The sequence below is a fragment of the Lentzea sp. NPDC020367 genome, from assembly GCF_044387305.1.
Classification (GTDB): Bacteria; Actinomycetota; Actinomycetes; order Mycobacteriales; family Pseudonocardiaceae; genus Lentzea.
In genome coordinates this window covers 48,691-71,589 of record NZ_JBIRVV010000006.1, presented here as the reverse complement: position 1 = coordinate 71,589, position 22,899 = coordinate 48,691, and the positions used below count along the sequence as shown (strand labels likewise).

At 68.2% G+C, this 22,899-nt stretch carries 26 protein-coding genes; 12 read left to right on the top strand and 14 right to left on the bottom strand.

Annotated features, from left to right (window positions below):
* Positions 1 to 102: 102 nt before the first annotated feature.
* From ACH413_RS25440 to ACH413_RS25420, 5 genes are all read left to right on the top strand, one after another.
* Complete coding sequence (locus tag ACH413_RS25440; RefSeq protein WP_360032311.1) at positions 103 to 1,461, top strand: DNRLRE domain-containing protein; 1,359 nt, start codon at positions 103 to 105, stop codon at positions 1,459 to 1,461.
* A gap of 20 nt (positions 1,462 to 1,481) precedes the next feature.
* Complete coding sequence (locus ACH413_RS25435) at positions 1,482 to 2,684, top strand: MFS transporter (protein WP_360032314.1); 1,203 nt, start codon at positions 1,482 to 1,484, stop codon at positions 2,682 to 2,684.
* On the top strand, positions 2,681 to 3,637 hold the full coding sequence (locus ACH413_RS25430; RefSeq protein ID WP_360032317.1) for a hypothetical protein: 957 nt from the start codon (positions 2,681 to 2,683) through the stop codon (positions 3,635 to 3,637). The genes ACH413_RS25435 and ACH413_RS25430 overlap by 4 nt, the downstream gene beginning before the upstream one ends.
* 111 nt (positions 3,638 to 3,748) lie before the next feature.
* On the top strand, positions 3,749 to 4,054 hold the full coding sequence (locus tag ACH413_RS25425) for an antibiotic biosynthesis monooxygenase (RefSeq protein ID WP_360032320.1): 306 nt from the start codon (positions 3,749 to 3,751) through the stop codon (positions 4,052 to 4,054).
* The gene (locus ACH413_RS25420; protein ID WP_360032323.1) at positions 4,054 to 4,953 is read left to right on the top strand and encodes an alpha/beta hydrolase; all 900 of its coding nucleotides are present in this window, start codon (positions 4,054 to 4,056) and stop codon (positions 4,951 to 4,953) included. The genes ACH413_RS25425 and ACH413_RS25420 overlap by 1 nt, the downstream gene beginning before the upstream one ends.
* On the opposite strand, the gene ACH413_RS25415 is transcribed toward ACH413_RS25420, so the two are convergent.
* The 7 genes from ACH413_RS25415 to ACH413_RS25385 form a co-directional block, all read right to left on the bottom strand.
* Positions 4,950 to 5,156: a hypothetical protein gene (locus ACH413_RS25415; protein WP_360032326.1), complete on the bottom strand. Its 207-nt coding sequence runs from the start codon at positions 5,154 to 5,156 to the stop codon at positions 4,950 to 4,952. The genes ACH413_RS25420 and ACH413_RS25415 overlap by 4 nt on opposite strands.
* Positions 5,157 to 5,341: 185 nt before the next feature.
* The gene (locus ACH413_RS25410) at positions 5,342 to 6,511 is read right to left on the bottom strand and encodes an ABC transporter substrate-binding protein (RefSeq protein WP_360032329.1); all 1,170 of its coding nucleotides are present in this window, start codon (positions 6,509 to 6,511) and stop codon (positions 5,342 to 5,344) included.
* A 132-nt stretch (positions 6,512 to 6,643) separates the two neighbouring features.
* Positions 6,644 to 7,762 carry a branched-chain amino acid ABC transporter permease gene (locus ACH413_RS25405; RefSeq protein ID WP_360032331.1) on the bottom strand — a complete coding sequence of 373 codons (1,119 nt, stop codon included), beginning with the start codon at positions 7,760 to 7,762 and terminating at the stop codon, positions 6,644 to 6,646.
* The gene (locus tag ACH413_RS25400) at positions 7,759 to 8,646 is read right to left on the bottom strand and encodes a branched-chain amino acid ABC transporter permease (RefSeq protein WP_360032333.1); all 888 of its coding nucleotides are present in this window, start codon (positions 8,644 to 8,646) and stop codon (positions 7,759 to 7,761) included. Before ACH413_RS25400 ends, ACH413_RS25405 begins: the two co-directional genes overlap by 4 nt.
* Positions 8,639 to 10,459 carry a long-chain fatty acid--CoA ligase gene (locus ACH413_RS25395; RefSeq protein WP_360032336.1) on the bottom strand — a complete coding sequence of 607 codons (1,821 nt, stop codon included), beginning with the start codon at positions 10,457 to 10,459 and terminating at the stop codon, positions 8,639 to 8,641. The genes ACH413_RS25400 and ACH413_RS25395 overlap by 8 nt, the downstream gene beginning before the upstream one ends.
* Complete coding sequence (locus tag ACH413_RS25390; protein WP_360032531.1) at positions 10,456 to 11,229, bottom strand: ABC transporter ATP-binding protein; 774 nt, start codon at positions 11,227 to 11,229, stop codon at positions 10,456 to 10,458. The genes ACH413_RS25395 and ACH413_RS25390 overlap by 4 nt, the downstream gene beginning before the upstream one ends.
* Positions 11,230 to 11,231: 2 nt before the next feature.
* Positions 11,232 to 12,008: an ABC transporter ATP-binding protein gene (locus tag ACH413_RS25385; RefSeq protein ID WP_396425301.1), complete on the bottom strand. Its 777-nt coding sequence runs from the start codon at positions 12,006 to 12,008 to the stop codon at positions 11,232 to 11,234.
* A 210-nt stretch (positions 12,009 to 12,218) separates the two neighbouring features.
* Between ACH413_RS25385 and ACH413_RS25380 the strand changes: the two genes are divergently transcribed.
* From ACH413_RS25380 to ACH413_RS25370, 3 genes are read left to right on the top strand one after another with little or no spacing between them, the layout of a single operon-like run.
* Positions 12,219 to 12,683: an SRPBCC family protein gene (locus tag ACH413_RS25380; protein WP_360032342.1), complete on the top strand. Its 465-nt coding sequence runs from the start codon at positions 12,219 to 12,221 to the stop codon at positions 12,681 to 12,683.
* Between the two features lie 12 nt (positions 12,684 to 12,695).
* Entirely contained in the window at positions 12,696 to 13,415 is a 720-nt protein-coding gene (locus ACH413_RS25375) for a SigB/SigF/SigG family RNA polymerase sigma factor (RefSeq protein ID WP_093604823.1), read from the top strand.
* A 42-nt stretch (positions 13,416 to 13,457) separates the two neighbouring features.
* Positions 13,458 to 13,880: a DUF4383 domain-containing protein gene (locus ACH413_RS25370; RefSeq protein ID WP_360032345.1), complete on the top strand. Its 423-nt coding sequence runs from the start codon at positions 13,458 to 13,460 to the stop codon at positions 13,878 to 13,880.
* Here the strand turns inward: ACH413_RS25370 and ACH413_RS25365 are convergent.
* Positions 13,867 to 14,778 (bottom strand): DNA topoisomerase IB, encoded by a 912-nt coding sequence (locus tag ACH413_RS25365; RefSeq protein ID WP_360032348.1) that lies wholly within the window; start codon positions 14,776 to 14,778, stop codon positions 13,867 to 13,869. The genes ACH413_RS25370 and ACH413_RS25365 overlap by 14 nt on opposite strands.
* Positions 14,779 to 14,827: 49 nt before the next feature.
* Here ACH413_RS25365 and ACH413_RS25360 point away from each other — a divergent pair, with 49 nt between their 5' ends.
* From ACH413_RS25360 to ACH413_RS25350, 3 genes are read left to right on the top strand one after another with little or no spacing between them, the layout of a single operon-like run.
* Positions 14,828 to 15,895 carry a glutamate--cysteine ligase gene (locus tag ACH413_RS25360; RefSeq protein ID WP_360032351.1) on the top strand — a complete coding sequence of 356 codons (1,068 nt, stop codon included), beginning with the start codon at positions 14,828 to 14,830 and terminating at the stop codon, positions 15,893 to 15,895.
* The gene (locus tag ACH413_RS25355) at positions 15,895 to 16,662 is read left to right on the top strand and encodes an iron-containing redox enzyme family protein (RefSeq protein ID WP_360032354.1); all 768 of its coding nucleotides are present in this window, start codon (positions 15,895 to 15,897) and stop codon (positions 16,660 to 16,662) included. The genes ACH413_RS25360 and ACH413_RS25355 overlap by 1 nt, the downstream gene beginning before the upstream one ends.
* An 18-nt stretch (positions 16,663 to 16,680) precedes the next feature.
* Complete coding sequence (locus ACH413_RS25350) at positions 16,681 to 17,046, top strand: STAS domain-containing protein (RefSeq protein ID WP_360032357.1); 366 nt, start codon at positions 16,681 to 16,683, stop codon at positions 17,044 to 17,046.
* Here ACH413_RS25350 and ACH413_RS25345 read toward each other — a convergent pair.
* From ACH413_RS25345 to ACH413_RS25325, 5 genes are all read right to left on the bottom strand, one after another.
* Entirely contained in the window at positions 17,031 to 17,375 is a 345-nt protein-coding gene (locus tag ACH413_RS25345; protein WP_360032360.1) for a hypothetical protein, read from the bottom strand. The genes ACH413_RS25350 and ACH413_RS25345 overlap by 16 nt on opposite strands.
* 10 nt (positions 17,376 to 17,385) lie before the next feature.
* Positions 17,386 to 17,832, bottom strand: a complete 447-nt coding sequence (locus tag ACH413_RS25340) for a nucleoside deaminase (protein WP_360032363.1) — start codon at positions 17,830 to 17,832, stop codon at positions 17,386 to 17,388.
* Between the two features lie 10 nt (positions 17,833 to 17,842).
* Positions 17,843 to 20,173: an immune inhibitor A domain-containing protein gene (locus tag ACH413_RS25335; RefSeq protein WP_360032366.1), complete on the bottom strand. Its 2,331-nt coding sequence runs from the start codon at positions 20,171 to 20,173 to the stop codon at positions 17,843 to 17,845.
* 91 nt (positions 20,174 to 20,264) lie between these two features.
* Positions 20,265 to 20,660 (bottom strand): hypothetical protein, encoded by a 396-nt coding sequence (locus tag ACH413_RS25330; protein WP_360032369.1) that lies wholly within the window; start codon positions 20,658 to 20,660, stop codon positions 20,265 to 20,267.
* An 8-nt stretch (positions 20,661 to 20,668) separates the two neighbouring features.
* A complete protein-coding gene (locus ACH413_RS25325; protein ID WP_360032372.1) occupies positions 20,669 to 20,998 on the bottom strand; it encodes a TfoX/Sxy family protein in 330 nt (109 codons plus the stop codon).
* A gap of 84 nt (positions 20,999 to 21,082) precedes the next feature.
* Here ACH413_RS25325 and ACH413_RS25320 point away from each other — a divergent pair, with 84 nt between their 5' ends.
* Positions 21,083 to 21,355 carry a YggT family protein gene (locus tag ACH413_RS25320; protein ID WP_360032375.1) on the top strand — a complete coding sequence of 91 codons (273 nt, stop codon included), beginning with the start codon at positions 21,083 to 21,085 and terminating at the stop codon, positions 21,353 to 21,355.
* On the opposite strand, the gene ACH413_RS25315 is transcribed toward ACH413_RS25320, so the two are convergent.
* On the bottom strand, positions 21,336 to 22,871 hold the full coding sequence (locus ACH413_RS25315; protein WP_360032378.1) for an FAD-binding oxidoreductase: 1,536 nt from the start codon (positions 22,869 to 22,871) through the stop codon (positions 21,336 to 21,338). The genes ACH413_RS25320 and ACH413_RS25315 overlap by 20 nt on opposite strands.
* Between the last annotated feature and the right edge of the window lie 28 nt (positions 22,872 to 22,899).

Here is a 22,899-nt window from a genome sequence, read left to right as displayed (position 1 = left end):
CCGGCAGTTCACCAAGTGGCCGCCAAACGATCACCGCGTGCGGCTCATTTGAGCCCTACCCTTCGCGACGGCCCATGTCCGCCCACCACCACAAGGACAGGCATGTCACGTCGCAGGGCTCCCCTAGCCGTGCTCTCCACCGTCATCGTCACGGCGGCCACACTCACCGCCTCCACCGCAGCTCACGCTGCCACGACCACGTTCACCCCCACCGCCGACACCTACGTCGACAACGGGTCGACCGGCACGAACTACGGCACGTCCGGCCAGCTCGGCATCGACAACTCGCCGGTCAAGCGGACGTTCCTCAAGTTCACGGTCTCCGGGATCACCGGCGGCGTCAGCAACGCCAAGCTGCGCATCCACACCGACGACGTCTCGGGCGCGGAAAGCCCGAACGGCGGCACGTTCCGGGCGATGTCGACCGTCAGCTGGACCGAGACCGCCGTCACCTGGGCCAACCAGCCCGCGATCGACGGCGCCACGCTCGGTTCCCTCGGCTCGGTCGTGCGCAACGCCTGGTACGAGGTCGACGTCAGCAGCTACGTCACCGGCAACGGCACGTACAGCATCGGCATCACGTCCAGCAGCACGGACGGCGCCGACTACGACTCGCGCGAGAGCGGGTCGACCGCCCCGCAGCTCGTCGTCACCGACGGCACGACGCCGCCTCCCGGCGACCCGGTCTGGGTCGGCGCGGGCGACATCGCCGACTCCGGTTCCGGTGACACCGCCACGGCCGCGCTGCTGGACAACATCCAGGGCACGGTCTGGACCACGGGCGACAACGTCTACACCAACGGCACCGCCTCGGAGTTCGCCAACTACTACGAGCCCACGTGGGGCCGGCACAAGGCGCGCACCAAGCCTTCGCCCGGCAACCACGACTACAACACCAGTGGCGCCACCGGTTACTACAACTACTTCGGCGCGCTGGCCGGGCCGTCGAACCGGGGTTACTACTCCTACGACATCGGCAACTGGCACGTCGTGTCGCTGAACTCCAACGTCAGCATGTCTGCGGGCAGCGCGCAGGAGCAGTGGCTGCGGCAGGACCTGGCGGCGAGCACGAAGCCGTGCACCGCGGCGTACTGGCACCACCCGCTGTTCACCAGCGGTGCCAACCACGCGCCCTCGACGGCCACCAGGCCGTTGTTCCAGGCGCTGTACGACTTCAACGCGGACGTCGTGGTCACCGGCCACAACCACCAGTACGAGCGGTTCGCCCCGCAGAACCCCAGCGGCGCGCTGGACAACTCGCGGGGCATCCGGTCGTTCGTCGCGGGCATGGGCGGCGCCGGTGCCTACGGCTTCGGCACGATCCAGCCGAACAGCGAGGCCCGCAACACCGGCACCCAGGGCGTGCTGAAGCTGACGCTGCACAGCGACAGCTTCGACTGGCAGTTCGTCCCCGTGGCGGGCAAGACCTACACCGACAGCGGCACGACCAACTGTCACTGACGGACCGCTGGAGGCCGGCGATGTATCTTTCCACGATCGACAAACCGAAGTCAGCGAACTGGAAAGGGCTGAGCGGCAACGTCTTCGCGCTCGGCACGGTCAGCCTGATCACCGACGTCTCGTCGGAGATGGTGGCCGCGATCCTGCCGCTGTACCTGGTCGTCGGCCTCCAGCTCAGTCCGGCCGCGTACGGGCTGATCGACGGCGTGTACACCGGCGCCACCACGCTTCTCAGACTCGCGGGCGGCTATCTCGCCGACCGGACGAACAAGCGCAAGGCCGTCGCGGGCTTCGGGTACGGGCTGTCCGCCGTGGCCAAGCTCGGACTCCTGGCGGCCGGCAACTCGCTGACCGCGCTGGGGTTCGTGATCACCGCCGACCGCGCGGGCAAGGGCCTGCGGACCGCCCCGCGCGACGCGTTGATCACGCTCTCCACTCCCAGCGGCGATCTCGGCCGGGCGTTCGGCGTGCACCGGGCGATGGACGGCATCGGCGCCTTCGCCGGGCCGCTGGTCGCGATGGCCGTGCTCGCGGCCTCCGCCCAGTCGTTCGACGCGGTGTTCGTGGTGAGCTCCTGCATCGCCGCGTTCGGCGTGCTGGTCCTCGTGCTCTACGTGCGGGACCGGCCGGAACCCGTGCAGCGCAAGGAACCCCTCAAACTCGCCCTGCTCAAGGACCCGGCCGTCCGGAAGATCGTGCTGGCCGCGTCGCTGCTCGGCCTGGTCACCATCGGCGACGGGTTCGTGTACCTGTTGTTGCAGAAGCGCGAAGGGCTGGCGTTCGGCTGGTTCCCGCTGCTCGCCGTCGGCACGAGCCTGGTCTACCTGCTGCTCGCCGCACCGCTGGGCGCGCTCGCCGACCGCGTCGGCAGGCTCAAGGTCATGCTGGCCGGCTACGGCTCGTTGACCGTCGTCTACCTGCTGCTGCACGGACCTCTGGGCGGCTGGCCGCTGCTCGTGCTGGTCGTGCTGCTGTACGGCACCTTCTACGCCTGCACGGACGGCGTGCTGATGGCGCTCGCGGGCCCGGTCCTGCCGGAACGCCTGCGCACCACCGGCATCGCGCTGATCCAAAGTGGACAGGCGCTCGCCTACCTCGGCTCGTCCGTGCTGTTCGGCCTCGCCTGGCAGTTCTGGAGTCCCGAGGCCGCCACCAGGATCGCCGCCGTCGCGGTCCTCTGCGCCCTGATCGCCACCGCCGCACTGCTGGGACGCCGCACATGAACAACCGCCTGCTGATCACGCTGACCGCCGCCGTCCTGCTCGGCGGTGTCGCCGTCGGCTACACCGCGCTGTCCGGTGCCACCCCCGACGGCGCCGCGCAGTCCGTTGCGACCGGTGCCGGGCCGCGGTTGATGGTGCTGAGCAACGGCAAGCTCTCCACGGTGTCCCGCACGGATCCGGCAGGCTCACGGGAGGTCACCGAGCAGCGCTGCGACCGCGCGTACTCGGCCGCGGGCACGATCTCCTGCCTGCGCCCGGCCGGAGCGTTGAAGGCCAGCGAACTCGCCGTGCTCGACAACGACCTCAAGGAACTCAAAACGGTTCCGCTGACCGGTTTCCCGAACCGCACGCGCGTCTCGGCCAGCGGCCGGATGGTGGCGTGGACGCTGTTCGTCGACGGGCATTCCTACGCCGCCAACGGGTTCTCCACCAGCACGGGCATCCTCGACACGAAGACCGGCGCGCTGGTCACGTCCCTGGAGGAGTTCACCGTCGAGGGCATGCCGCAGCGGCCGGTCGACACGAACTACTGGGGCGTCACGTTCACCTCGGACGACAACCGCTTCTACGCCACCATGTCCACCGGCGACCACCGCTACCTGCTCGAAGGCGACTTCGCGGCGCGCAAGGTCCGCCCGCTGACCGACGCGGACGACGTCGAGTGCCCCTCGCTGTCCCCGGACGGCACCCGCATCGCCTACAAGAAGGCCGTCGACGGCGACCCGCAGAAGGGCTGGCGCGTGTCCGTGCTCGACCTCGCGACCCGCAGGATCACCGAACTCGCCGAGACCCGCAGCGTCGACGACCAACCGGCCTGGGTCGACGACCGGACGGTCGCGTACGGCATCCAGCGCGACGACGGCCTGAACGACGTCTGGGCTGTTCCGGCGGACGGCACCGGAACGCCCGCGGTCCTCGTCCCGGAAGCCAGCTCACCGGCGCCCATCAGCTAGATCGGCAGGATTGGGCAAGAGCCCGGCAGCATCGATCTCCTGTCACCCCTGTTCAAGCTGATCTGATGAGTCCATCGCCAGAACAGCGCAACGAACAGAAGGTAGGAACAGATGAGCGTCGAACACGGCTTCCACGCCACCCTGACCGCCCAGCCCGGCAAGCGCGACGAGGTGATCGAGTTCCTGCTCGACGCGCCTTCGCTGACCAACGACGACTGCGTGGTCTTCCTGGTCAGCCGCTCGACCGGCAACCCGGACGTCGTCCACGTGACCGAGGGCTGGACGACGGCCGAGGCGCACAGCGCGTTCTTCGCCACCGAGGCGGCCCAGGCTCTGGTCGCCAAGCTCGGGACTCTGCTCCAGGGCGAGTCCACGTACTCCGACGAGCTGCCCGTCGGCGGCAAGGCGGCGTTCTGATGTCCCGCCCGGCCCTCGACCCCGAACTGCGCGCGCTCCTCGCCGACCTGCCGCTGGGAACCGAACTCACCCACGAGCTGGTCCAGCAGATCCGCCAGATGCCGTCGCCGCCGTTCAAGACCGACGCCGAACGACACGACGTGACGCTCGGCGAGATCACGCTGACCGTTTTCCGCCCCAAGGGACTCACCGAGCCCGTGCCGTGCGTCTACTGGATCCACGGCGGTGGCATGGTGATGGGCGACCGGTTCTCGCAGATCGACATTCCCCTGGAGTGGCTGGAAGAACTCGGCGTCGTCGTGGTCACCGTGGAGCACCGCCTCGCACCGGAGGCGACCGGCACGACGCTCGTCGAGGACTGCTACCGAGGTCTGGTGTGGACGGTCGAGAACGCGGAGTCGCTGGGCGTCGACAGGATCGTCGTGGCGGGCATCAGCGCCGGCGGCGGTCTGGCCGCCGGAGTCACGTTGATGGCCCGCGACCTGGACGGACCGGAGATCGCGGCGCAGGTGCTGATCTGCCCGATGCTCGACCACCGCAACAACACCACGTCCAGCAGGCAGTACTCCGGCGAGCCCGGGGTGTGGACGCGCGAGATGAACGAGTTCGGCTGGCGGTCGGTGCTCGGTGATCTGGCGGACGTTCCCCGTTACGTGTCACCGGCTTTGGCCGACGACCTGTCCGGGTTGCCGTCCACGTACGTCGACACCGGCACCGCGGAGGTGTTCCGGGACGAGGACGTCGACTACGCCACCCGCATCTGGGCGGCGGGCGGAGACGCCGAACTGCACACCTGGGCAGGCGGGTTCCACGGCTTCGACGCGCTCTACCCGGACGCGCGGCTGTCCAGCGCGGCCAGGCGAACCCGCACCGAGTGGCTCGCGCGCAAACTCGGTTAGGCGGGCAGGGGCCTCATCCGGTCCGGCATGTGCGCGCGCAGCGTGTCGTGCAACGCGCACACTTCGTCGGCGTCCAGCAGCACGGACCCCGTCTCGCACGCCAGCACCGCCTCACCGGTGCGCTGGTCGGGCACGTACCGCAGTTCCACGTCCGGCACGGTGCACGACTCCGCCTGACGAATCGCGGCCAGCAACTCCGACACCCGTTCGTACCCCAGCCGCGCGCTCCAACGCGACGCGGCCAGGGGACGAACGAATAACCGGAGCCCACCAGCGGATCGGCGAACCTCGACGCACGACAACACCGCTAACCAACCTCCCACAACAAGCTCACCAGCGAGCCTAGTCAGCGATGTCCGTTTTCAGCGTCGGGTGTCACCCGTTCGGTTCATTGGTAGCAGGGCTTCTCGAACTTGAAATCTTTTGCCGTGGAACCGGTGAAGAAGTCCTCTACCAGCGTCACTCCGGTCGGAGCGGCGTCGTCGGGCTTGTAGAGGGTCGACTGACGGAACAGTGCGTCCTGGGGCGAAGCGGAGAAATTACCTGCACCCGAAGGAAGCATGCCCTCGTAGTCCACAGAGGTGAGCTGGCGCACAGCGGCGAGCACGCCGGCACGCGTCAGGTCCTTGTTGGAGGCAGCCTTTTCCAGCGCGGCCTTCAGCGGGTACGCCCACACCCAACCGGCGGTGTAGCCGTCGTTCGGCGTCACGCCCGGCAGCGCGGCACGCATCGCGGTGTGGCCCACGGACTCCGTGTTCCACGCCTTCCACGGTGCCGACTGCATGTACAGCGCCTTGATCGCGGGAGCGGCCGGCGACTTGAGCAGACCGGGATTCCACGTCGGCGAGGTGCCGATGAACTTGCCCTTGAAGCCACGGGCCGCGGCCTGTCCGATGATCACGGCCGCGTCGGTCGGGCCGGTCGTCAGGATCACCAGGTCCGGCTTCTTCGACACCACCGCGTCGATCGCGCCGCCCTGGTTGTCCTGGCCGGCCGTGGTCGTCACGTTCTCGAACGTCAGTCCGCGCTTCTCGGCCGCGATCTTCGTCCCGGCCGCCGCGTCGTCGCCGTAGTCACCGGCGTTGTGCACCGCCATGACGGACTTCACGCCCATCTTCTCGGTGGCGTAGTCGACGGCGTTCATCGACTCGACGCAGTAGTTCGCGCCGGACTCCAGCACGACCTCCTCGTGGCCCCACAACGAGGTCCACGACACCGGCACCGAGACCATGGGGGTCTTCTCGAGGTCCGGCAGGATCGCGACGGTCGTGGGCGAGCCCAGTGTCTGGGTCAGCGCCAGGACGCTGTTCTTGATCTCCTGGTAGACCTGGTTGTGGATCTGCGGGTTGTACTTGTTGTCCTTGACGTACTTGGTGACGTCGATCTCGTAGCCGCCGATGCCGCCCTTGTCGTTCACGCGCTTCCAGAACGCCTTCTGCGAGTCCGTGATCGGCACGGCCAGGGTCTTGAACGGGCCCTCGGTGAGGTCCGAGATGGTGCCGAGGTAGATGCAGCCCTTGGCCTTGTCGACGGCGTTGGGGCAGGCCTCCTTCGTCACGCCGGCGTCGACCTTGATCCCGCCCGCGCCCTCCTGAGGTGCCGCATCACCACCCCCTCGACAAGAGGCGAGGAGCAACGCCCCGACGAATATGACCGCAAGTCTCTTACCAGACATGGGGATTCTCTCTCCTCAGTACGAGAACGGCCAGGTGCGCCAGTAGTTGCGGACGCGGACCCAGATGCCGAACAACCCGCGTGGCTCGACGATGAGGAACACGATGATGAGCACGCCGTAGAGCACGGCCTCCAACTGGAAGACCGTGATCACGCCGGTCGCGTCACCACTGATGAACGGCAGCACCGTGGGCAGTTCCCTGGTGATGCGTGGCAGCAGAGTGATGAAGAGCGCGCCCATGATCGCTCCGGAGATGGTGCCCGCGCCGCCGATGAGCACCATCGCGATGTACTGCACTGACAACAGCAGGTTGAACGAGCCCGGATCGAAGAACCCGTTCACCACGAACAACAACGCGCCCGCGACACCCGCGTAGAACGAGGACACCGCGAACGCCAGGACCTTGTACCTCGTCAGGTCGACGCCGATCACCGACGCGGCCAGGTCCCGGTCCCGCACCGCCGCGAACGCCCGCCCGACCCGCGAGCGCACCAGGTTCCGCGCCAGCACGCCGAAGATGACCAGCAGCACGAACATCAGCAGGTACAGCTGCTGTGCCGCCGTGAACATCCCGTTGTCTTGGTCCAGCCGCACGCCGAAGAGCTCCGGCACGGCCGCGGGGCGACCGACTCCGGGGCCGCCGGTCAGCGACGTCCACTCCCGGAACACGTGCTCTCCCAGGAAGACCAGTCCCAGCGTCACGATCGCGAGGTAGAGACCGCGCAACCGCACCGCCACCGGCGCCACCAGGACGCCGAAGAGCGCGGCCACCAGTCCCGAGGCCAGCAGCCAGATCGGCAGCGACGTGATGCCGAAGCCGATCACCCGCCCGGTCTCGGAGCCGCTCAGGGCCGCGCCCGTGTACGCACCGATCGCGAGGAAGAACGCGTGGCCCAGCGAGACCTGGCCCGCGTACCCCGTGACGATGTTCAGCCCGATCGCGCCGATCGCCGCCACGAACCCGGTGGCGAGCAGCTGCAACAGGTCGTCGGTGATCATGAACGGCAGCAACAGTGCTACCACGACAAGGCCGCCCGTCCACGCGCGTTTCGGACGCGTGTTCAGGAAACCCATGTCCTGCCGATATGAGGTGTACAGCTCTGGCCTGCCCTTGATGGTTCTGGGTCCCTTCACAGCCGTTCCACCTCCTTCTTGCCGAACAGTCCGTACGGTCTGACGAGCAAAACGAGCAGCATCAACGCGTACGGCGCGACCAGCCCGAAGTTCGCCCCGAGCCACGGCGCGAAATCACCCTGGTAGGTGCCGAAGAGCGACTCGACGACACCGACCGCGAGCCCGCCGACCACCGCCCCGCCCAACGACTCCAGGCCGCCGAGGATGATCGCGGGCAACGCCTTCAGCGCCACGATCCAGAGCTGCTGGTCGACGCCCGCGCCCGTCGCGACGAACACGCCGGCCAGCGCGGCGAGCCCGCCCGCCAGCGCCCACGACAGCGCGAACACCGACCCGACCGAGATCCCCTGCGCCAGCGCCACTTCCTGGTCGTAGGCGACAGCCCGCATCGCGAGCCCGATCCGCGAGTAGCGGAAGAACGCGAACAGCGCGACCGTCACGACCGCGGTCGTCGCGATCATCACCAGATACCGCTGCTGCACCTCGGCACCCAGGAAGTTGACCGTGTTCAGGCCCCACGGGTCACCGACCTGCCGGACGTCGAGGCCGATGAACGCGTTCGTCACGACTCTCACCACGACGTCCACGCCGATGGTGATGATCGCGACCACGAACACCGGTTTGCCGACCATCGGCCGCAGCACCGTGCGTTCGACTCCCAGCGCCAGCACCGCGATCACCACGGCGGCGACGAGAACCGCCCCGATGAAAGACACCGCGGGCGAGAGGTACGAGACCAGCACGGCACCGGCCAGCATGAACGCCGGCTGCGCGAAGCTGATCACCTGCGTCGACTTGTAGATGATCACGAAGCCGAGCGCCAGCAGCGAATAGATCGACCCGGTGCCGAGACCCCGGATCAGCGACTGGAGAAACTCATCCATACATGCTCTCCACGAGGTCGTCGAACATCTTGCCCAGCGCGGATCTCTTGACCTTCTGCGTCGCGGTCAGCTCGCCGTCCTCGTGGTCGAGCTCCTTGGGGAACATGCGGAACTTCTTGATCTGCTCGACCGTCGCGAACTTCTCGTTCGCCTCGGTCACGATCTGCTGCACCAGTTCCAGGACCTCGGGTTTCTCCGACAGGTCCCGGTAGGTGGTGTAGGTGATCCTGCGCTGCTGAGCCCAGTGCCCGACCGTCTCGAACTCGATGCCGATCAACGCCACCAGGTACTTCCGCTGGTCGCCGATCACCACGGCCTCCTTGACGTACGGGGAGGTCTTCAGCGCGTTCTCGAGCTCGGACGGCGCGATGTTCTTGCCGCCCGCGGTGATGATGATGTCCTTCATCCGGTCGGTGATCTTGACGTGCGTGCCGTCGACCCACTCGCCGACGTCGCCGGTGTGCAGCCAGCCGTCGTTCAGGACCCGTCCGGTGGACTCGGGGTCCTGCCAGTAGCCCGCGAACGTGCCGCCGTGCCTGGTGAGGATCTCGCCGGTCTCCTCGTCGATCCGGAGCTCGGTGCCGGGCTGCGGCTCGCCGACCGTGCCGATCTTGACGCGTCCCGGCCGGTTTCCCGTTGCCACGGCGGTGTTCTCGGTCATGCCGTAGACCTCGTGCATCGGCACCCCGATGCCCATGAAGAACTTCAGCACGTCCGGTGCGATCGGCGCGGCCCCGGAGGCCGCGTACCGGACGTGCCGCATGCCGATCCTGGCCTTCAGGGCGCGGAAGCAGAACAGCCAGCCCAGCGCGTAGACCAGCCGGCTCTTGCCCGTGTGCTTACCACCGTTGTGCACCAGCGTTTCGCCGATGGACTCCGCGCGCTTGAGCCAGAACCGGGTCGTCGTGCGCTTGAGCCGGGACGCGGACGAGACGCTGATCGTGACGCCCGCCAGCACCTTCTCCCAGATGCGTGGAACGCCGAACAGGATCGTCGGCTGCACCTCGCGGAGATTCGCCTGCACCGTCTCGATCGACTCGGCGAAGTGCACCTGCACACCGCTGGCCGCGCTGAACCACGTCGTGAAGATCCGTTCGGCGACGTGGCACAACGGCAGGTAGGACAGCGTGACATCGGCGGAGGACGGCGGTGGCGAGGTGAAACCGCCGCCCTCCACCAGCACGTGGACGGCGAACTCGACGTTGGCGACGGTGAGCATCGCGCCTTTCGGCGGTCCGGTGGTTCCGGACGTGTAGATCAACGTCATGACGTCGTCGGGCTCGGTGGCGGCCATCCGTTCCGCGAGCTCACCGGAGAACGAGTCGCGGTGCTGTGCGCCCAGCGCCAGGAAGTCCTCCCAGGCCAGCAGTTTCGGGTTGTCGTAACGGCCTTTGATCCCGCGCGGCTCGACGTAGACGATCCATTCCAGGTCGGGGGTGTCCTCCAGCACCAGCAACGCCTTGTCGACCTGTTCCTGGTCCTCGGCGATGAGGATCCGCGTGCCGGAGTGGGACAGGAGGTAGGCGACCTCGGACGCGGGGTTGGTCGGGTAGAGCCCGACCGTGATGCCGCGGGCCGCGACGATGCCGAGGTCGGCGTAGAGCCATTCGCGCCGGTTCTCGGAATGGATCGCGACCCGTTCACCCGGTTGCAGGCCCAGCGCGAGCAACGCGTGCCCGACCAGTTCGACGTTCGCCCAGTAGCCGGACCAGGTGACCTCCTGCCAGATGCCGAAGTCCTTGGCGCGCAGGGCGATCTGGTCCGGCGTGTGCTCCGCCCTGTCCTTCACGCGCGTGACGACCGTCGTGGTCATGGCGTCACGCTCTTGTGCTGCTCGCCGAGGTAGGCGCGGATGACGTCGGGATCCTGCTGCACCTCCGCTGGCGTGCCGGTGCGGATCGGGCGGCCGAAGTCCATGACCATCACCCGGTCGGCCAGGTCCATCACGAGGCCCATGTCGTGCTCCACCATGATCATCGGGATGTTCAGCTCCTCGCGGACGTCGAGGATGAAGCGGGCCATGTCCTCGGTCTCCTCGACGTTCATGCCGGCGACCGGCTCGTCGAGCAGCAGGAGCTTCGGTTCCATGGCGAGCGCCCTGCCCAGTTCGACGCGCTTCTGCACGCCGTAGGGCAGCAGGCCGACCGGGAACCGGCGCCACTGCTCCAGTTCCAGGAAGTCGATGACCTCCTCGACCGCGGCCCGGTTCTTCAGTTCTTCGTTGCGCGCCTTGCCGAGCCAGAAGAACGCCGACAGCGCGCCGTACCGCATGTGGTTGTGGCGGCCGAGCATGAGGTTGTCGACGACGGTGAGGTGGGAGAACAGCTCGATGTTCTGGAACGTGCGGGCGATGCCCGCGGCGGCGACGCGGTGCGGCCGCATGCCGACCAGGTCGTGGTCGCGGAACCGCACGGTGCCCTGCTGCGGCCGGTAGACGCCGCTCAGGACGTTGAAGATGGACGTCTTGCCGGCGCCGTTCGGGCCGATGATGGCGAAGAGCTCGCCCTCCTCGACGCTGAACGACACCCCGTCGACGGCCACGACGCCGTCGAACGCGAGCCGGACGCCGTCCACTTCCAGCACGCTCAAGACAACCACCTCTTCCTGCGCTTGTAGTGCTTGACCGCACGGAACGAGGAGGTGCCGAGGCCGAGGTAGAACTCGCGGATGTCGTCGTCGGCGAGCAGTGCGTCCGCCGGCTTGTCCATGACGACCTTGCCGGTCTCCAGCACGTAGCCGTGGTCGGCGATGGAGAGCGCCATGCTGGCGTTCTGTTCCACCAGCAGGACGGTGGTGCCCTGTTCGTTGATCTTCACGACGAGGTCGCGGATCTGCTGCACCAGCAACGGCGCGAGGCCGAGGCTGGGTTCGTCCAGCAGCAGGTAGGACGGTTCCGACATCAGCGCCCGGCCGATCGAGAGCATCTGCTGCTCGCCGCCGGACAGGTAGCCCGCGCTCTGTCTTCGTCTTTCGAGGAGTCGCGGGAAGAGCTCGTAGCAGCGGTCCAGGTTCTGCTTGAGCCGCTTGGGTCTCGCGTGACCTCCGACCTTGAGGTTCTCCTCGACGGTCAGCTCGGCGAGGATTCTGCGGCCCTCCAGGGCCTGTTTGATGCCTCGGTCGGCGATCTTCGCCGGTGGGAGGCGGTGAATCGGTTCACCGTCGAGCGTGATCGAGCCCTTGGTGACCTTGCCGTCGTGCACGTCGAGCAGGCCGCTGAAGGCCCTCATCAACGTCGTTTTCCCAGCTCCGTTCGCTCCGAGCAGAGCCACGACCTTGCCCTGGGGCACCTTGAGGCTCACGCCCCGGAGCACCAGCATCACGTCGTCGTAGACAACCTCAAGGTTGTTCGCCTCGAGCACCAGCGCCTCCTAGGGCCCCTGACATACCGCGCAGTATGCCGTCCCTGTTACATGGATCACATAGCGATTTGACCACTGTGGGCGAATTCGTGATGCGCAGATGGCGATTGGACCAACACTCAGCGTGACCGTCCACTGTAGACAAGTGTCGGATGTGTAACGCGGCGTGACACGGGTACTCACCTGATGACGACAACCGATCGAGGAGGTTTTGTGACCACCATTGAGAAGTCGGTGGACGTCCTAGTGCCAGTGAGCACGGCGTACAACCAGTGGACCCAGTTCGAGTCCTTCCCGGCGTTCATGGACGGCGTGGAGAAGATCGACCAGGTCACGCCGACCAGGACCCACTGGACGACGAAGATCGGCGGGATCGTCCGCGAGTTCGACGCGGAGATCACCGAACAGCACGCGGACGAGCGCGTCGCGTGGACGTCGGTCGAGGGCCCGCCGCAGGGCGGCGTGGTGACGTTCCACCGCATCGACAACGAGACGACTCGGGTGCACCTCCAGATGGAGTACGAGCCCGAGACCCTCACCGAGAAGGCCGGAGCCGCGCTCGGCGTGGTCGGCCACCGGATCGAGGGCGACCTGAAGCGGTTCAAGGAGTTCATCGAGAACCGCGGTACCGAGACCGGTGCCTGGCGTGGCGACGTCACGCCGCCGCCGCAGGTCTGATCGCGGTGCGCGTTGACGCCGGACCAGCACGCGGCGTTCGAGGAACTCGCCCGCACCTCCCGTGACTCGCGGTGCTACTACGCACTGCGGGACCGGCTCGTGCGCGAGTACCTCCCCCTCGCCCGGCACATCGCCCGCCGCTTCAGCGAACGCGGCGAGCCCATCGAAGACCTCGCGCAGGTGGCGGCGGTCGGCCTGATCAACGCCATCGACCGGTTCGACGTGGGCCGGCAGACGGACTTCCTGTCCTACGCCGTGCCCACGATCACCGGCGAGGTGCGGCGCCACTTCCGCGACCAGTGCTGGGCGGTGCGGGTCCCCCGCAGGTTGAAAGAGCTGTGCGACTCGATCGACGGAGCCACCGCCGAACTGTCGCACCGCACCGGGCGATCTCCCACTCCCTCCGAGATCGCCCGGCACCTGGGGGTGTCGCTCACCGACGTCTACGAGGGCCTGCGGATCGAGAAGAACGTGGCGTTCGCGCCGCTCGACTCGCTGGAGGGCTCGACCGTCGACGACCCGGCGCTGGAAGGCGTCGAGATCCACGAGGCCCTGCAGCCGATGCTGCGGGGCCTTCCCCGGCGCGAACGGACCATCGTGGTCCTGCGGTTCTTCGGCCGGCTCACCCAGACCGAGATCGCCCGCCGCGTGGGCATCTCCCAGATGCACGTGTCGCGGCTGCTCACCAAGTCACTGGAGCAGCTGCGACACGACCTGTTGGCGGAAGAGTGAAATGAGCGAGCGAGAATGTCCGGTTCTGGCGATACTGACCTCATGAACCGGTTGCGGTGGCCCCAGAAGCTGGCGATCGGCACCGGCGCGCTGCTCGTGCTGTGGGGCGTGGCCGGTTTCTTCGTGACCGGCTTCTCCTCCTTCGCCGGCGAATCCGAGACCTGGATCCTCGGCCTGCGCGTCAACCCGTTGCAGAACGTCATCCACCTCGTTTTCGGTGCCGCGCTGCTCCTCGCCGTCCCCCGGCTTAAGGCGCTGAGCGGGACGGGCCTGCTGGTCGCGGTGGCGTTCCTGGTGCTGTTCGGGCTGGGCCTCGCGCGCTACGACGACGAGGTCGTCAACTTCCTGAACGTCAACCCCGGCAGCAACGCGCTGCACCTGTTCGCCGGGTTCGCGTCGCTGGCCGCGGCGCAGGGTGCCGCGTGGTGCCGGCAGTGCGACCGGGCCGCCCTCAAGGCCGCCTGAGCAGCCTGCGCACCGCTCGTTCCGGATCGCCCCGGCCGATGACCTCGCCCCGCTCGAACGCGTCGACCAGGCGCGGGTCGACGTAGGACTTCCGCGCCACCGACGGCGTGTTGCCCAGGTTCCCGGCGACCTCCTTCATGACCAGGCTGACCGCTCGTTTCGACGGCTTGGGCTGCGCCGCGAAGGCCTGGGCGGCGAACACCGTGGCGTGCCAGGTGCGCAGGTCCTTCACGCTGAACTCGTCGCCGACCAGTTCGCGGAATCGCTCGTTGACGTCGTCGGCGGTGAGGTCGAAGACCCGGCAGTCCGGTGACTTGTCCTTGACGAGCGACCGGACGGCCCGCGCGAGCCGCGGGTCGGTGACCTCCTCGTCGACCGCTACGCCGGACTTGGCGGGAAACCGGAACCGGACCCGATCCCCGGTCACCGACAGGTGTTCGCACAGCAGGGTCGAGACGCCGTGCGAGCCGTTCTCCTCCACGTACTCCTCGCTGCCGACGCGGAAGATGCCCAGATCGAGCATCCGCAACGCGATCGCGAGCAACCGCCTGGGGCCGCGCGCCCTCATGTCCTTCTCGATCTGCTCGCGGAACCCGCCGAGCTTCGGGGCGAGCTTCAGCACCCGGACGAACTTCTCCGTGTCGCGGTCGGTCCGCCATTGCTCGTGGTAGAGGTACTGGCGGCGGCCGGCGTCGTCCACGCCCACGGCCTGGATGTGGCCGTTGGGGTGCGGCGAGATCCACACGTCCTGCCACGCCGGTGGGATGACCAGCGCTTTCACCCGTGCCACGTCCTCTTTGGGCAGTGGTGAGCCCGACTCGTCCAGGTAGCGGAAACCGTGGCCGTGCCTGCGGCGGGTCCACCCGGGACCGGCGGTCCTGCTGCGCCTCAGTCTCATCTGGCCACTCCGAGATTGATCACCATGAAACGCGGGTACCCGCTCCGCGATGAATCACTACACGGTCGGCGTGGAACAGGAGTTCCTGCTGGTAGATCCCGATTCGCGGCGGCCGGTGGCACTGGCACCCCGGGTCAGGGAGATCTCCAGCGCGCCCGGCGACCTCGACGTGCAGGGCGAGCTGACGCCGTTCCAGATCGAGGTGGCCACCGGAGTCACCTCGTCCTTCGAGGAACTGACCGACCAGGTGCGGCAGGGACGACGAGTGCTCGTCGACGCCGCCGACGAGGCCGGGTGCCGGCTCGTGGCGACGGGCATGCCGCCGATCGGTGAGGCCGGTCCCCCTCCCGGATCGGATGACCCCCGCTATCACCGGATCGAGTACTCCCACCGAAGACTTGTATCGGGAACGGGCGCGTGCGGATTGCATGTGCACGTGGGTGTTTCATCGAAGTCCGAAGCATTGGCGGCGTCGAACAAGCTGCGGGCGTGGCTGCCGACGTTGCTCGCACTGAGCGCGAACTCCCCGTACTCCCAGGGAGAGGACACCGGGTACGCGAGCTGGCGGTCGATGGTGTGGTCGCGCTGGCCGGTGAGCGGACCGCCGCCGTTCTGGAACGGGCCCGCCGACTACGACCGGACCGTCGACGCGTTGATCAGCTCGGAAGCGTTGATGGACAGGGCGATGGTGTACTGGGACGTCCGCCCCTCCGCCGATCATCCGACGGTTGAGGTGCGCGTCGCGGACATTCCGCAGCTGGCAACGGAAGTCGCGGTTCTCGCGGAGTTGATCCGTGCCCTCGTCGTGACGGAACCCTCCGAACAGCGGGTGGACGATTCCGTGCTGCGAGCGGCATATTGGCGGGCGTCGCGCGACGGGGTCGACGGACTGGCCGCCGATCCACACACCGGAAAACTCTCCCCCGCGTTCGACCGGGCGATCTCGCTCGTCGAGCACGTCGCGGTCGCACTGCGCGATCGTGGCACTCTGTCTACTGTGGAGCACCAGTTGGACTGGTTGCGCCACAACGGCTGCGGTGCCGCTCGACAACGACGCTGCCCGGACCCCGAGTCCCTTGTGGACATGCTGATCGCCCGAACGCGTGAGGAAACCTGATGCGCCTCCCCGGTCCCCGCGGCCACATGAGCTCCGCCCTGGTCGCAGCGCTGCGACTGCCGCCCCCGCCGCGGCCCGCGCTGCTCGTCAGCGGCGGCACCAGGGACGCGTGGCTCGACGACGACCTGCAGCTGTCGCTGTGGATCTGCTACGAGCTGCGGATGCGCGGCTTCGACGACGTCGCCGCCGGCTGGGAGGACCACCCCGCGCTGGCCCAGTTCCACGCCGCCCTGGAGACGCGCTGGGAAGAGGCGCTGCGGTCGCTGACCGAGGTCACCTCACCCGCCGCGTTGCCGGCGGAGGGACTGGCGGAACTCCGCACGCACCACGCGTTCTGGCAGCCGCGCCGCGAGATGCGGTCGGTGCTGCGCGACATCCAGGGCGACGCGTACGGCACGCGTTCCGAGCGGACGCATTCGGTGCTGTTCACCGTGACGTTGCGCGATCTGGAACCGTCCGTCGGCGTCGACGAAATGCCCGCGCCGACCCTGGCCCTCGCGAACGCGCTGTCGTTGTTCGGCCTGCACCGGCGACTGGTCGGCGCCCTGGTCGGGTTCCTGACCGCGGTCGACACCATCGGCGGTGACCCGTTCGCGCAGCTGCTGCCCGTCCAGTGCCCGCCCGACGACATCCGTCTCGGCTTCACCGCGTGCCACGAACTGCACGCCCGCCTGACCCAGCACGTCCACGTTTCCCAGCAGGCCGGCCGCACCTCGCTGAGGGGTCGTCGAACGCCGGTTTCGAGCCGGGTTAACGTGGGGTGCTGACCGACTGAAGGAGATCGCGTGCCTGACCCCACCGCTCTGGCCACCGTGGTCGCCGACCGGATCGCACCGGACGTCCCCGTGCTGCACGTGTCCGGCGAGCTGGACACCACGTCCAGTGGCGAGTTGACCGGACCACTCGCGGACAACGTGGCGGAGGGCCAGCGAGCCATCGTCGTGGACCTCGGCGGCGTGAAGTTCCTGGGTTCCGCCGGGCTGGAGGCTCTCGTCCTCGGCCAGCAGCGTGCTTCGAACGCCGGCGTCGAGTTCGTCGTGGTGGCGTCGTCGCGGGCCGCGTTGCGCCCGATCGAGGCGACCGGGCTGGACGCGGTCTTCACGATCCTGGGATCGATGGACGAGGCCCTGGAGCGCTACTCGGCGAAGTAACCGCCGGTCGGGCCGTCCGGTCCGATCCGCGTCAGCCGCTCGACGGCACCGGTGTCCTGCTCGGCTGCGTTGATCCGCATCCGGGGGAACGCCTTCGCGTACTGCACCGTGACCACGTTGACCGCGGCCGCGGACGGCGAGTCCTGGGGGCCGCTGACGTTCACCACGACCGGGGCGGCGGACCGTTCCAGCAACGGCAGGTAGGCCTGCAGGACGCGGGCCGCGCCTTCGAGGGCGCCCTCGAAGGTCTCCTCCGCCGCTCCGCCGTGGTTGACCAGCACGTCGAGCGAGTCCGGCGTGGCGGCCGAGGTGATCAGCACAGAAGCCATGCGTCCCACGTTAATCCTGGCCGATGTCCTCGTACCAGAGCTCGGGGCGCTCGGCGATGAACGTCGTCATCAGCTCGACCAGCGCGGGATCCTCGACGACGGTGACGCCCACGCCGTGCTCGGCCAGCCAGTCGTGGCCGCCGTGGAAGGTCGTGGCCTCGCCGATCAGGACGTTCGAGATGCCGAACTGGCGGACCAGGCCGCTGCAGTACCAGCACGGCGACAGGGTCGTGACCATGGTCGTGCCGCGATAGCTGCGCTGACGGCCGGCGTTGCGGAAGGCCGAGGTCTCCGCGTGCATCGAGGCGTCGCCGTCCTGCACTCGCCGGTTGTGGCCCCGGCCCAGCAGACGGCCGTCGCCGTCGAAGAGTGCCGCGCCGATGGGGATCCCGCCTTCGGCGAGTCCCATCCGCGCCTCTTCGACGGCGACGGCCAGCATGTCTTCAGCAGCGGTCATGCGTTCGACGCTACTTCGTCTTGTACAACTTCACCGTCATCGACGTGCCGCTCTGACGCAGAACCTTCAGGCCGACACCGACGGCGGGCAGCTTCACACCCGCGTTCGGCTGCTCGGCGTACCAGAACTGCTTGGTGTCGTCGAACGTCGGCTGGGCCGCCGCGCCGCGGACGTAGGACGCCTTGCCGTTGACGTGCAACGTGAAGGAGTCCGACTTCTGCAGCGAGAACGGCGCGTCGTAGCCGCTGACGGTCGGCGACCAGCGCTGACCCTCCAGGTTGTAGAGCGGCGCCGGGTTGGCGTCGATCGGCAGGATCAGGCCCTCACCGGGGTGCTCGCTGACGTTGTTGTCGAGGAAGCTCGTGTTCCACAACGACACCAGCAGGCCGTCCTGGTACGGGAAGTGCTCCACGAAGTCGGGCTTGTCCGGGAAGCTGTAGCGGTACGGGCCGGTCTGGTTGTACTTGCCGTACGACTCGTAGGTGCGGTTCGAGGCGATGTAGAACTGGTCGAACGCCTTCGTTTCCTTGCCCTCGGTCGTGCGGAAGCCACGCGTGGTCCACAGCCCGGCGGTCTCGCCGCCGTCGGTCAGCACCGGGGCGCCGTCCGCGGTCACCGTGATCTGGTCGGCGAAGAAGCCCTGCAGCGCAAGGGCTCCGTCGGTGCGGTAGGCGAAGCGCAGCTTGGTGTTCTTGCCGGCGTACGCGTCGAGCGACACGTTCACGTCGACCCACTGGTTGTCCGACGAGCTGCTGATCGCGGGCGAGTCGCCGGAGTCGCGCGCGAACGGCTGACCGCCGGCCGTGCCGTCGAGCTGCGTCCAGCTGCCGTCCTCATTGGACGCTTCGACGTAGAGGTAGTCGTAGTCGGCCTCGATGTCGAAGCGGGCCTTGAGGGTGAGTGACGCGCTGGTCTTGCCGCGCAGGTCGAGCGGGGCCGTCATGGAGTGGTCGAGGTCGTTGCCCTTCTCGCTCCACCACATCTTGCTGCCCGCGAAGGGAGCGCCGTAGTCGAAGTTCTTCGAGATGTCCGGCAGGACGACGACGAGCCCCTGGGCCTTGGCGCTGTTGTACTCGTGCGGGCCGAGGTCGAAGACGCGTTCCTGTCCGGCGACCGCGACCTCGTAGTCGAGCCAGCCGAGCTGCAGCTTGTCCCACGCGGAGAACTCGTTGGCGCGCTCACCGGGAGCCTCGCCGGGGGCGTTCACCCGGTTCTGGGCCATGATCGACCACCAGTTGACGCCGTTCGTGCCGCCGTTGGTGTCGTAGTGGTCCGGCAGGCCGAGGTCGTGGCCGAACTCGTGCGCGAAGACGCTCACGCCGCCGTTCTCGGGCTGCACGGTGTAGTCGCCGACCCACAGGCCGGTGTCACCGATCTGCGCGCCACCGAGCTTGTTGCTGCCAGGACCGGACGTGTAGTTCTTGTACGCGTAACCGCGGTGGCTCCAGAGCGCGTCCTCACCCTGCAACGGGTCACCGTCGGCCTGGTCGCCACCGGCGTGCACGATCTGGAAGTGGTCGATGTAGCCGTCGGCCTCGTTGAAGTCGCCGTCGGAGTCGTAGTCGTAGCGGTCCCACACGTCGTACTCGGCCAGCGACGCCTTGATCTGCGCGTCGGTCTTGCCGGCGGCCTTCTGGTCCGCGACCCACTGCGTGACGGCGTCCTTGATGAGCTCACGCGAGTTGTTGCAGATGTTGTCGTTGCACGGGTAGCCGTTGCTGCGGCCGTAGCGCGCCTCGTTGTACTTGACCTTCACCCAGTCCGTGACGAGTCCGTTGACCGTGTAGCGGCCGCTGGACTGCTTGTCGTAGAAGTTCGCGACGGAGTTGGCGTCCTTCTTGCGGCTGAAGTACAGGTCCTGGAAGTACTTCTGGCTGAAGTCCTTGCGCCAGATCGTCGTGTTGTCGACGGCCCGGTTCGGCTCGGGGATCTGGTTGTGCGCAGGCCCGTCGAACCGCTGCGGCCCCGGCGTGGCGGGGTTCGTGTCGCGGTCGGGGTAGTCGGGGTGCCGCTCGTTGCCGAACTCCGTGAGGATCACGAAGATCTTGTCGGTCTTCTCCCGCTTGAGCTCGACGTACTGGTCCTTGTCCTGCTTCTTGCTCTTGCCGACCTTGGCGACGGTGCTGGTCCCCCGCTTCTCCGTCGACTTCTGACCGGTCAGCACGTCGGCGAGCGCCTGCTGCTTCAACGCGCGGCGCTTGATCTCGAGCTCGTGCGGCTGCTCGTCGGACTGCCGCGTCTCCTGCACTTCGGGCTGCGCGGGCGGCGTCGCGGTCGCCGGTGTGACCATGCCCGCGCTGATGAGCGCGAGCGCCGCTGCTCCCGCCAGAACTCTTCGCACTTGTCGTTCCCCTCTCGGAATCCCGAGCGCACGCTACGTAGGGGATTTTCGGCTCGACACGTCCGAAGGTCGGGAGAAAAGGGACAAGCGGCTACGGCTCGGTGCGGCCGACGTGTCCCAGGCACGTGACGGCGAGCTGGGCGAGATCCCGGTCGGCACCACGGGTCACGCCGAGCAGGATGCGCTGCAACTGCTCGCGTTCCGGGTCGTGGCGGACGAGGGCGAGCATGGCCTGGTACGCGTCGAGGCCGCCGGCGCGAAGCTCGCTGTGCCAGCGCACCAAGCACTCGTCGATCACAACCTCGGCCGCCCGGCCCAGGCACTCGTCCAGATCGCCCGTCACCGGCGCCCAGCCGCCTCCCTCGGCGCGCACGACGAGTTCACCGTCCATCACGCCGGCGAGCGCGTCACCCGCCCACTCGAACAACACCCCGCCGGACGTCTCGATCTCACTGATGTCGCGGAAGCCGGTCAGTGCTTCTCGCATCCGTTCGATCACTTCGGCGGCAGCGCTTCCACGAACTCGCGGCACCGCGCGATCCAGTCCTCCAGCGCCTCGTCCTCCGCCACCGCCTCGCCGTCGACGACCACCCAGCCGTTCATCGGCCGGCCGGTGAAGTCGAAGACGCGGGCGCCCGGCTGGGCCAGCGCGTCGGCCTGCGCGTCCGGGCCCACGCGGGCTATCAGGTCCGAGCCCAGCGCTCCTACCAGCATGTTTCCTCGCCACATGAACACCAGGCTGCCGAACATCTTCCTGGTGCTCAGGTCTGGGAGGTCGCCCAGCGACTCGCCCAGGCGGTGGGCGAGGCCCTCGTCGTACGCCATTCGCTGAATACTGTCTCAGCGAGTTGCCAGGCGCCTCTCAGTTTCGTGTGGCTTCATGGACATACAGGACATAAGGAGGCCATCTTGTTCGGCTTGGTCGGATGGATCGTCGGTTGGATCTTGACGCTGTTCATCCTCGTGATGATCGGCCGGATGATCGTGGACTGGGCGGTCACGCTGCAGGCGCGCGGTGACTGGGTGTGGCAGGTGCGGCGGGTGACGCACGGTGTCACGGAGCCCGTGCTGTCGCCGGTGCGCAAGGTGTTGCCGCCGGTGCGGTTCGGCGGGTTCGGGCTGGACCTCGCGTTCACGGTGGTGTTCATCGCGGCACTGATCCTCAGGTCGATCGTGTGGTGAGGACGCCGGGGTTGAGCACGCCCTGAGGGTCCAGCGCGGCCTTGGCACCGGACAGGGCCGCGCCGAAGACGTCCGGCCGTTGGCGCGTGTACCAGGGCATGTGGTCGCGGCCGACGGAGTGGTGGTGCGTGATCGTGCCGCCCGACTCGATCAACGCCTCCGAGACCGCGGCCTTGATCTCGTCCCATTGCGCGGTGAGGCTGCCCCAGCGGCCCGGCGCGTAGATGCCGTAGTACGGCGCGGGGCCGTCCGGGTAGACGTGGGTGAAGCGGCACGTGACGATGCCGATGCCGCACACCTTCTTGAGCGCCTCGGTCGCCGCCTGCGTCACCGCCGCGTGCAGTTCGGAGAAGCGGTCCCAGGTGCAGGCCGTCTCGAACGTCTCGGTGATCATCGCGTGCTGGGCCATCGCGTCGCGCTGGTAGGGCATGCGCAGGAACGACTTCCGCCACCGCCCCGCCGCTCCCTCGACGACCTCGCCGTCGCCGCAGAGCTCCAGCGCACGGGCGAGCAGCGCGTCGACGGGGTGGTCGGCGGACTCGAAGGCCAGCACCAGCACGGACGACGGCGACCCGGCGTTGAGGAACGCCTCCGCCGGGTCCAGCAGCCGGCAGTTGGCGGGGTGCAGCCCGGACTGCGCGATCAGCCGCGTCGCCTCGACGGCCCGTTCCCACGACGCGAACCGCACCGAGGCGCCCGCACGGTGGACCGGCGGCTCCTGCAGCCGCATCCACGCCTCGGTGATCACGCCCAGAGTGCCCTCGGAGCCCAGGAAGAGCCGGTCCGGCGACGGCCCCGCGCCCGACCCCGGCAGCCGGCGCGACTCGGAGATCCCGCTCGGCGTCACGACCCGCAGCGACTCGGTCAGGTCGTCGATGTGCGTGTAGAGCGTGGCGTAGTGACCACCGGCGCGCGTCGCGAGCCAGCCGCCGAGCGTCGAGAACTCGAACGACTGCGGGAAGTGCCGCAACGTCAGCCCGTGTTCCTTCAACTGCGCTTCCAGCGACGGCCCCAGCACCCCCGCCTGGATTCGCGCGGCACGGCTGGTCGGATCGACCTCCAGCACCCGGTCCAGCCCGCCGAGGTCCAGTGTCACGACCCGGTCCAGGTCACGGGGTTCGACCCCGCCGACGACGGAAGTGCCGCCACCGAAGGGGATCACCGCCACATCGTTGGACCCGCACCAGTCGAGCACGTCCACGACGTCCTGCTCGGTGCGCGGCCGGGCGACGGCGTCCGGCAGCGGGCCGACGTCGCCGGCGAGGTTGCGGGTGACGTCGCGATAGGCCTGGCCGCGGGCGTGCGCGAGCCGGTCGACGGGATCGGTCGAGCAGATGTCGCCCGGCGGCGCGATGCGCGACTCGGGCAGGTCCAGCGACGACGGGTCCGGTGGCTCGTGGAACGTCAGGTCCGCGTCCGGCAGCACGGCCCGGACCCGCTCGACCAGCGCACGGCGTTCTTCCGGGGTGACGGCGTCCTCGACGTTGCCCCAGCCCCACCACGACCTCGTTGTCATGACGAGCAACCATAAGCGAAACGCCGTC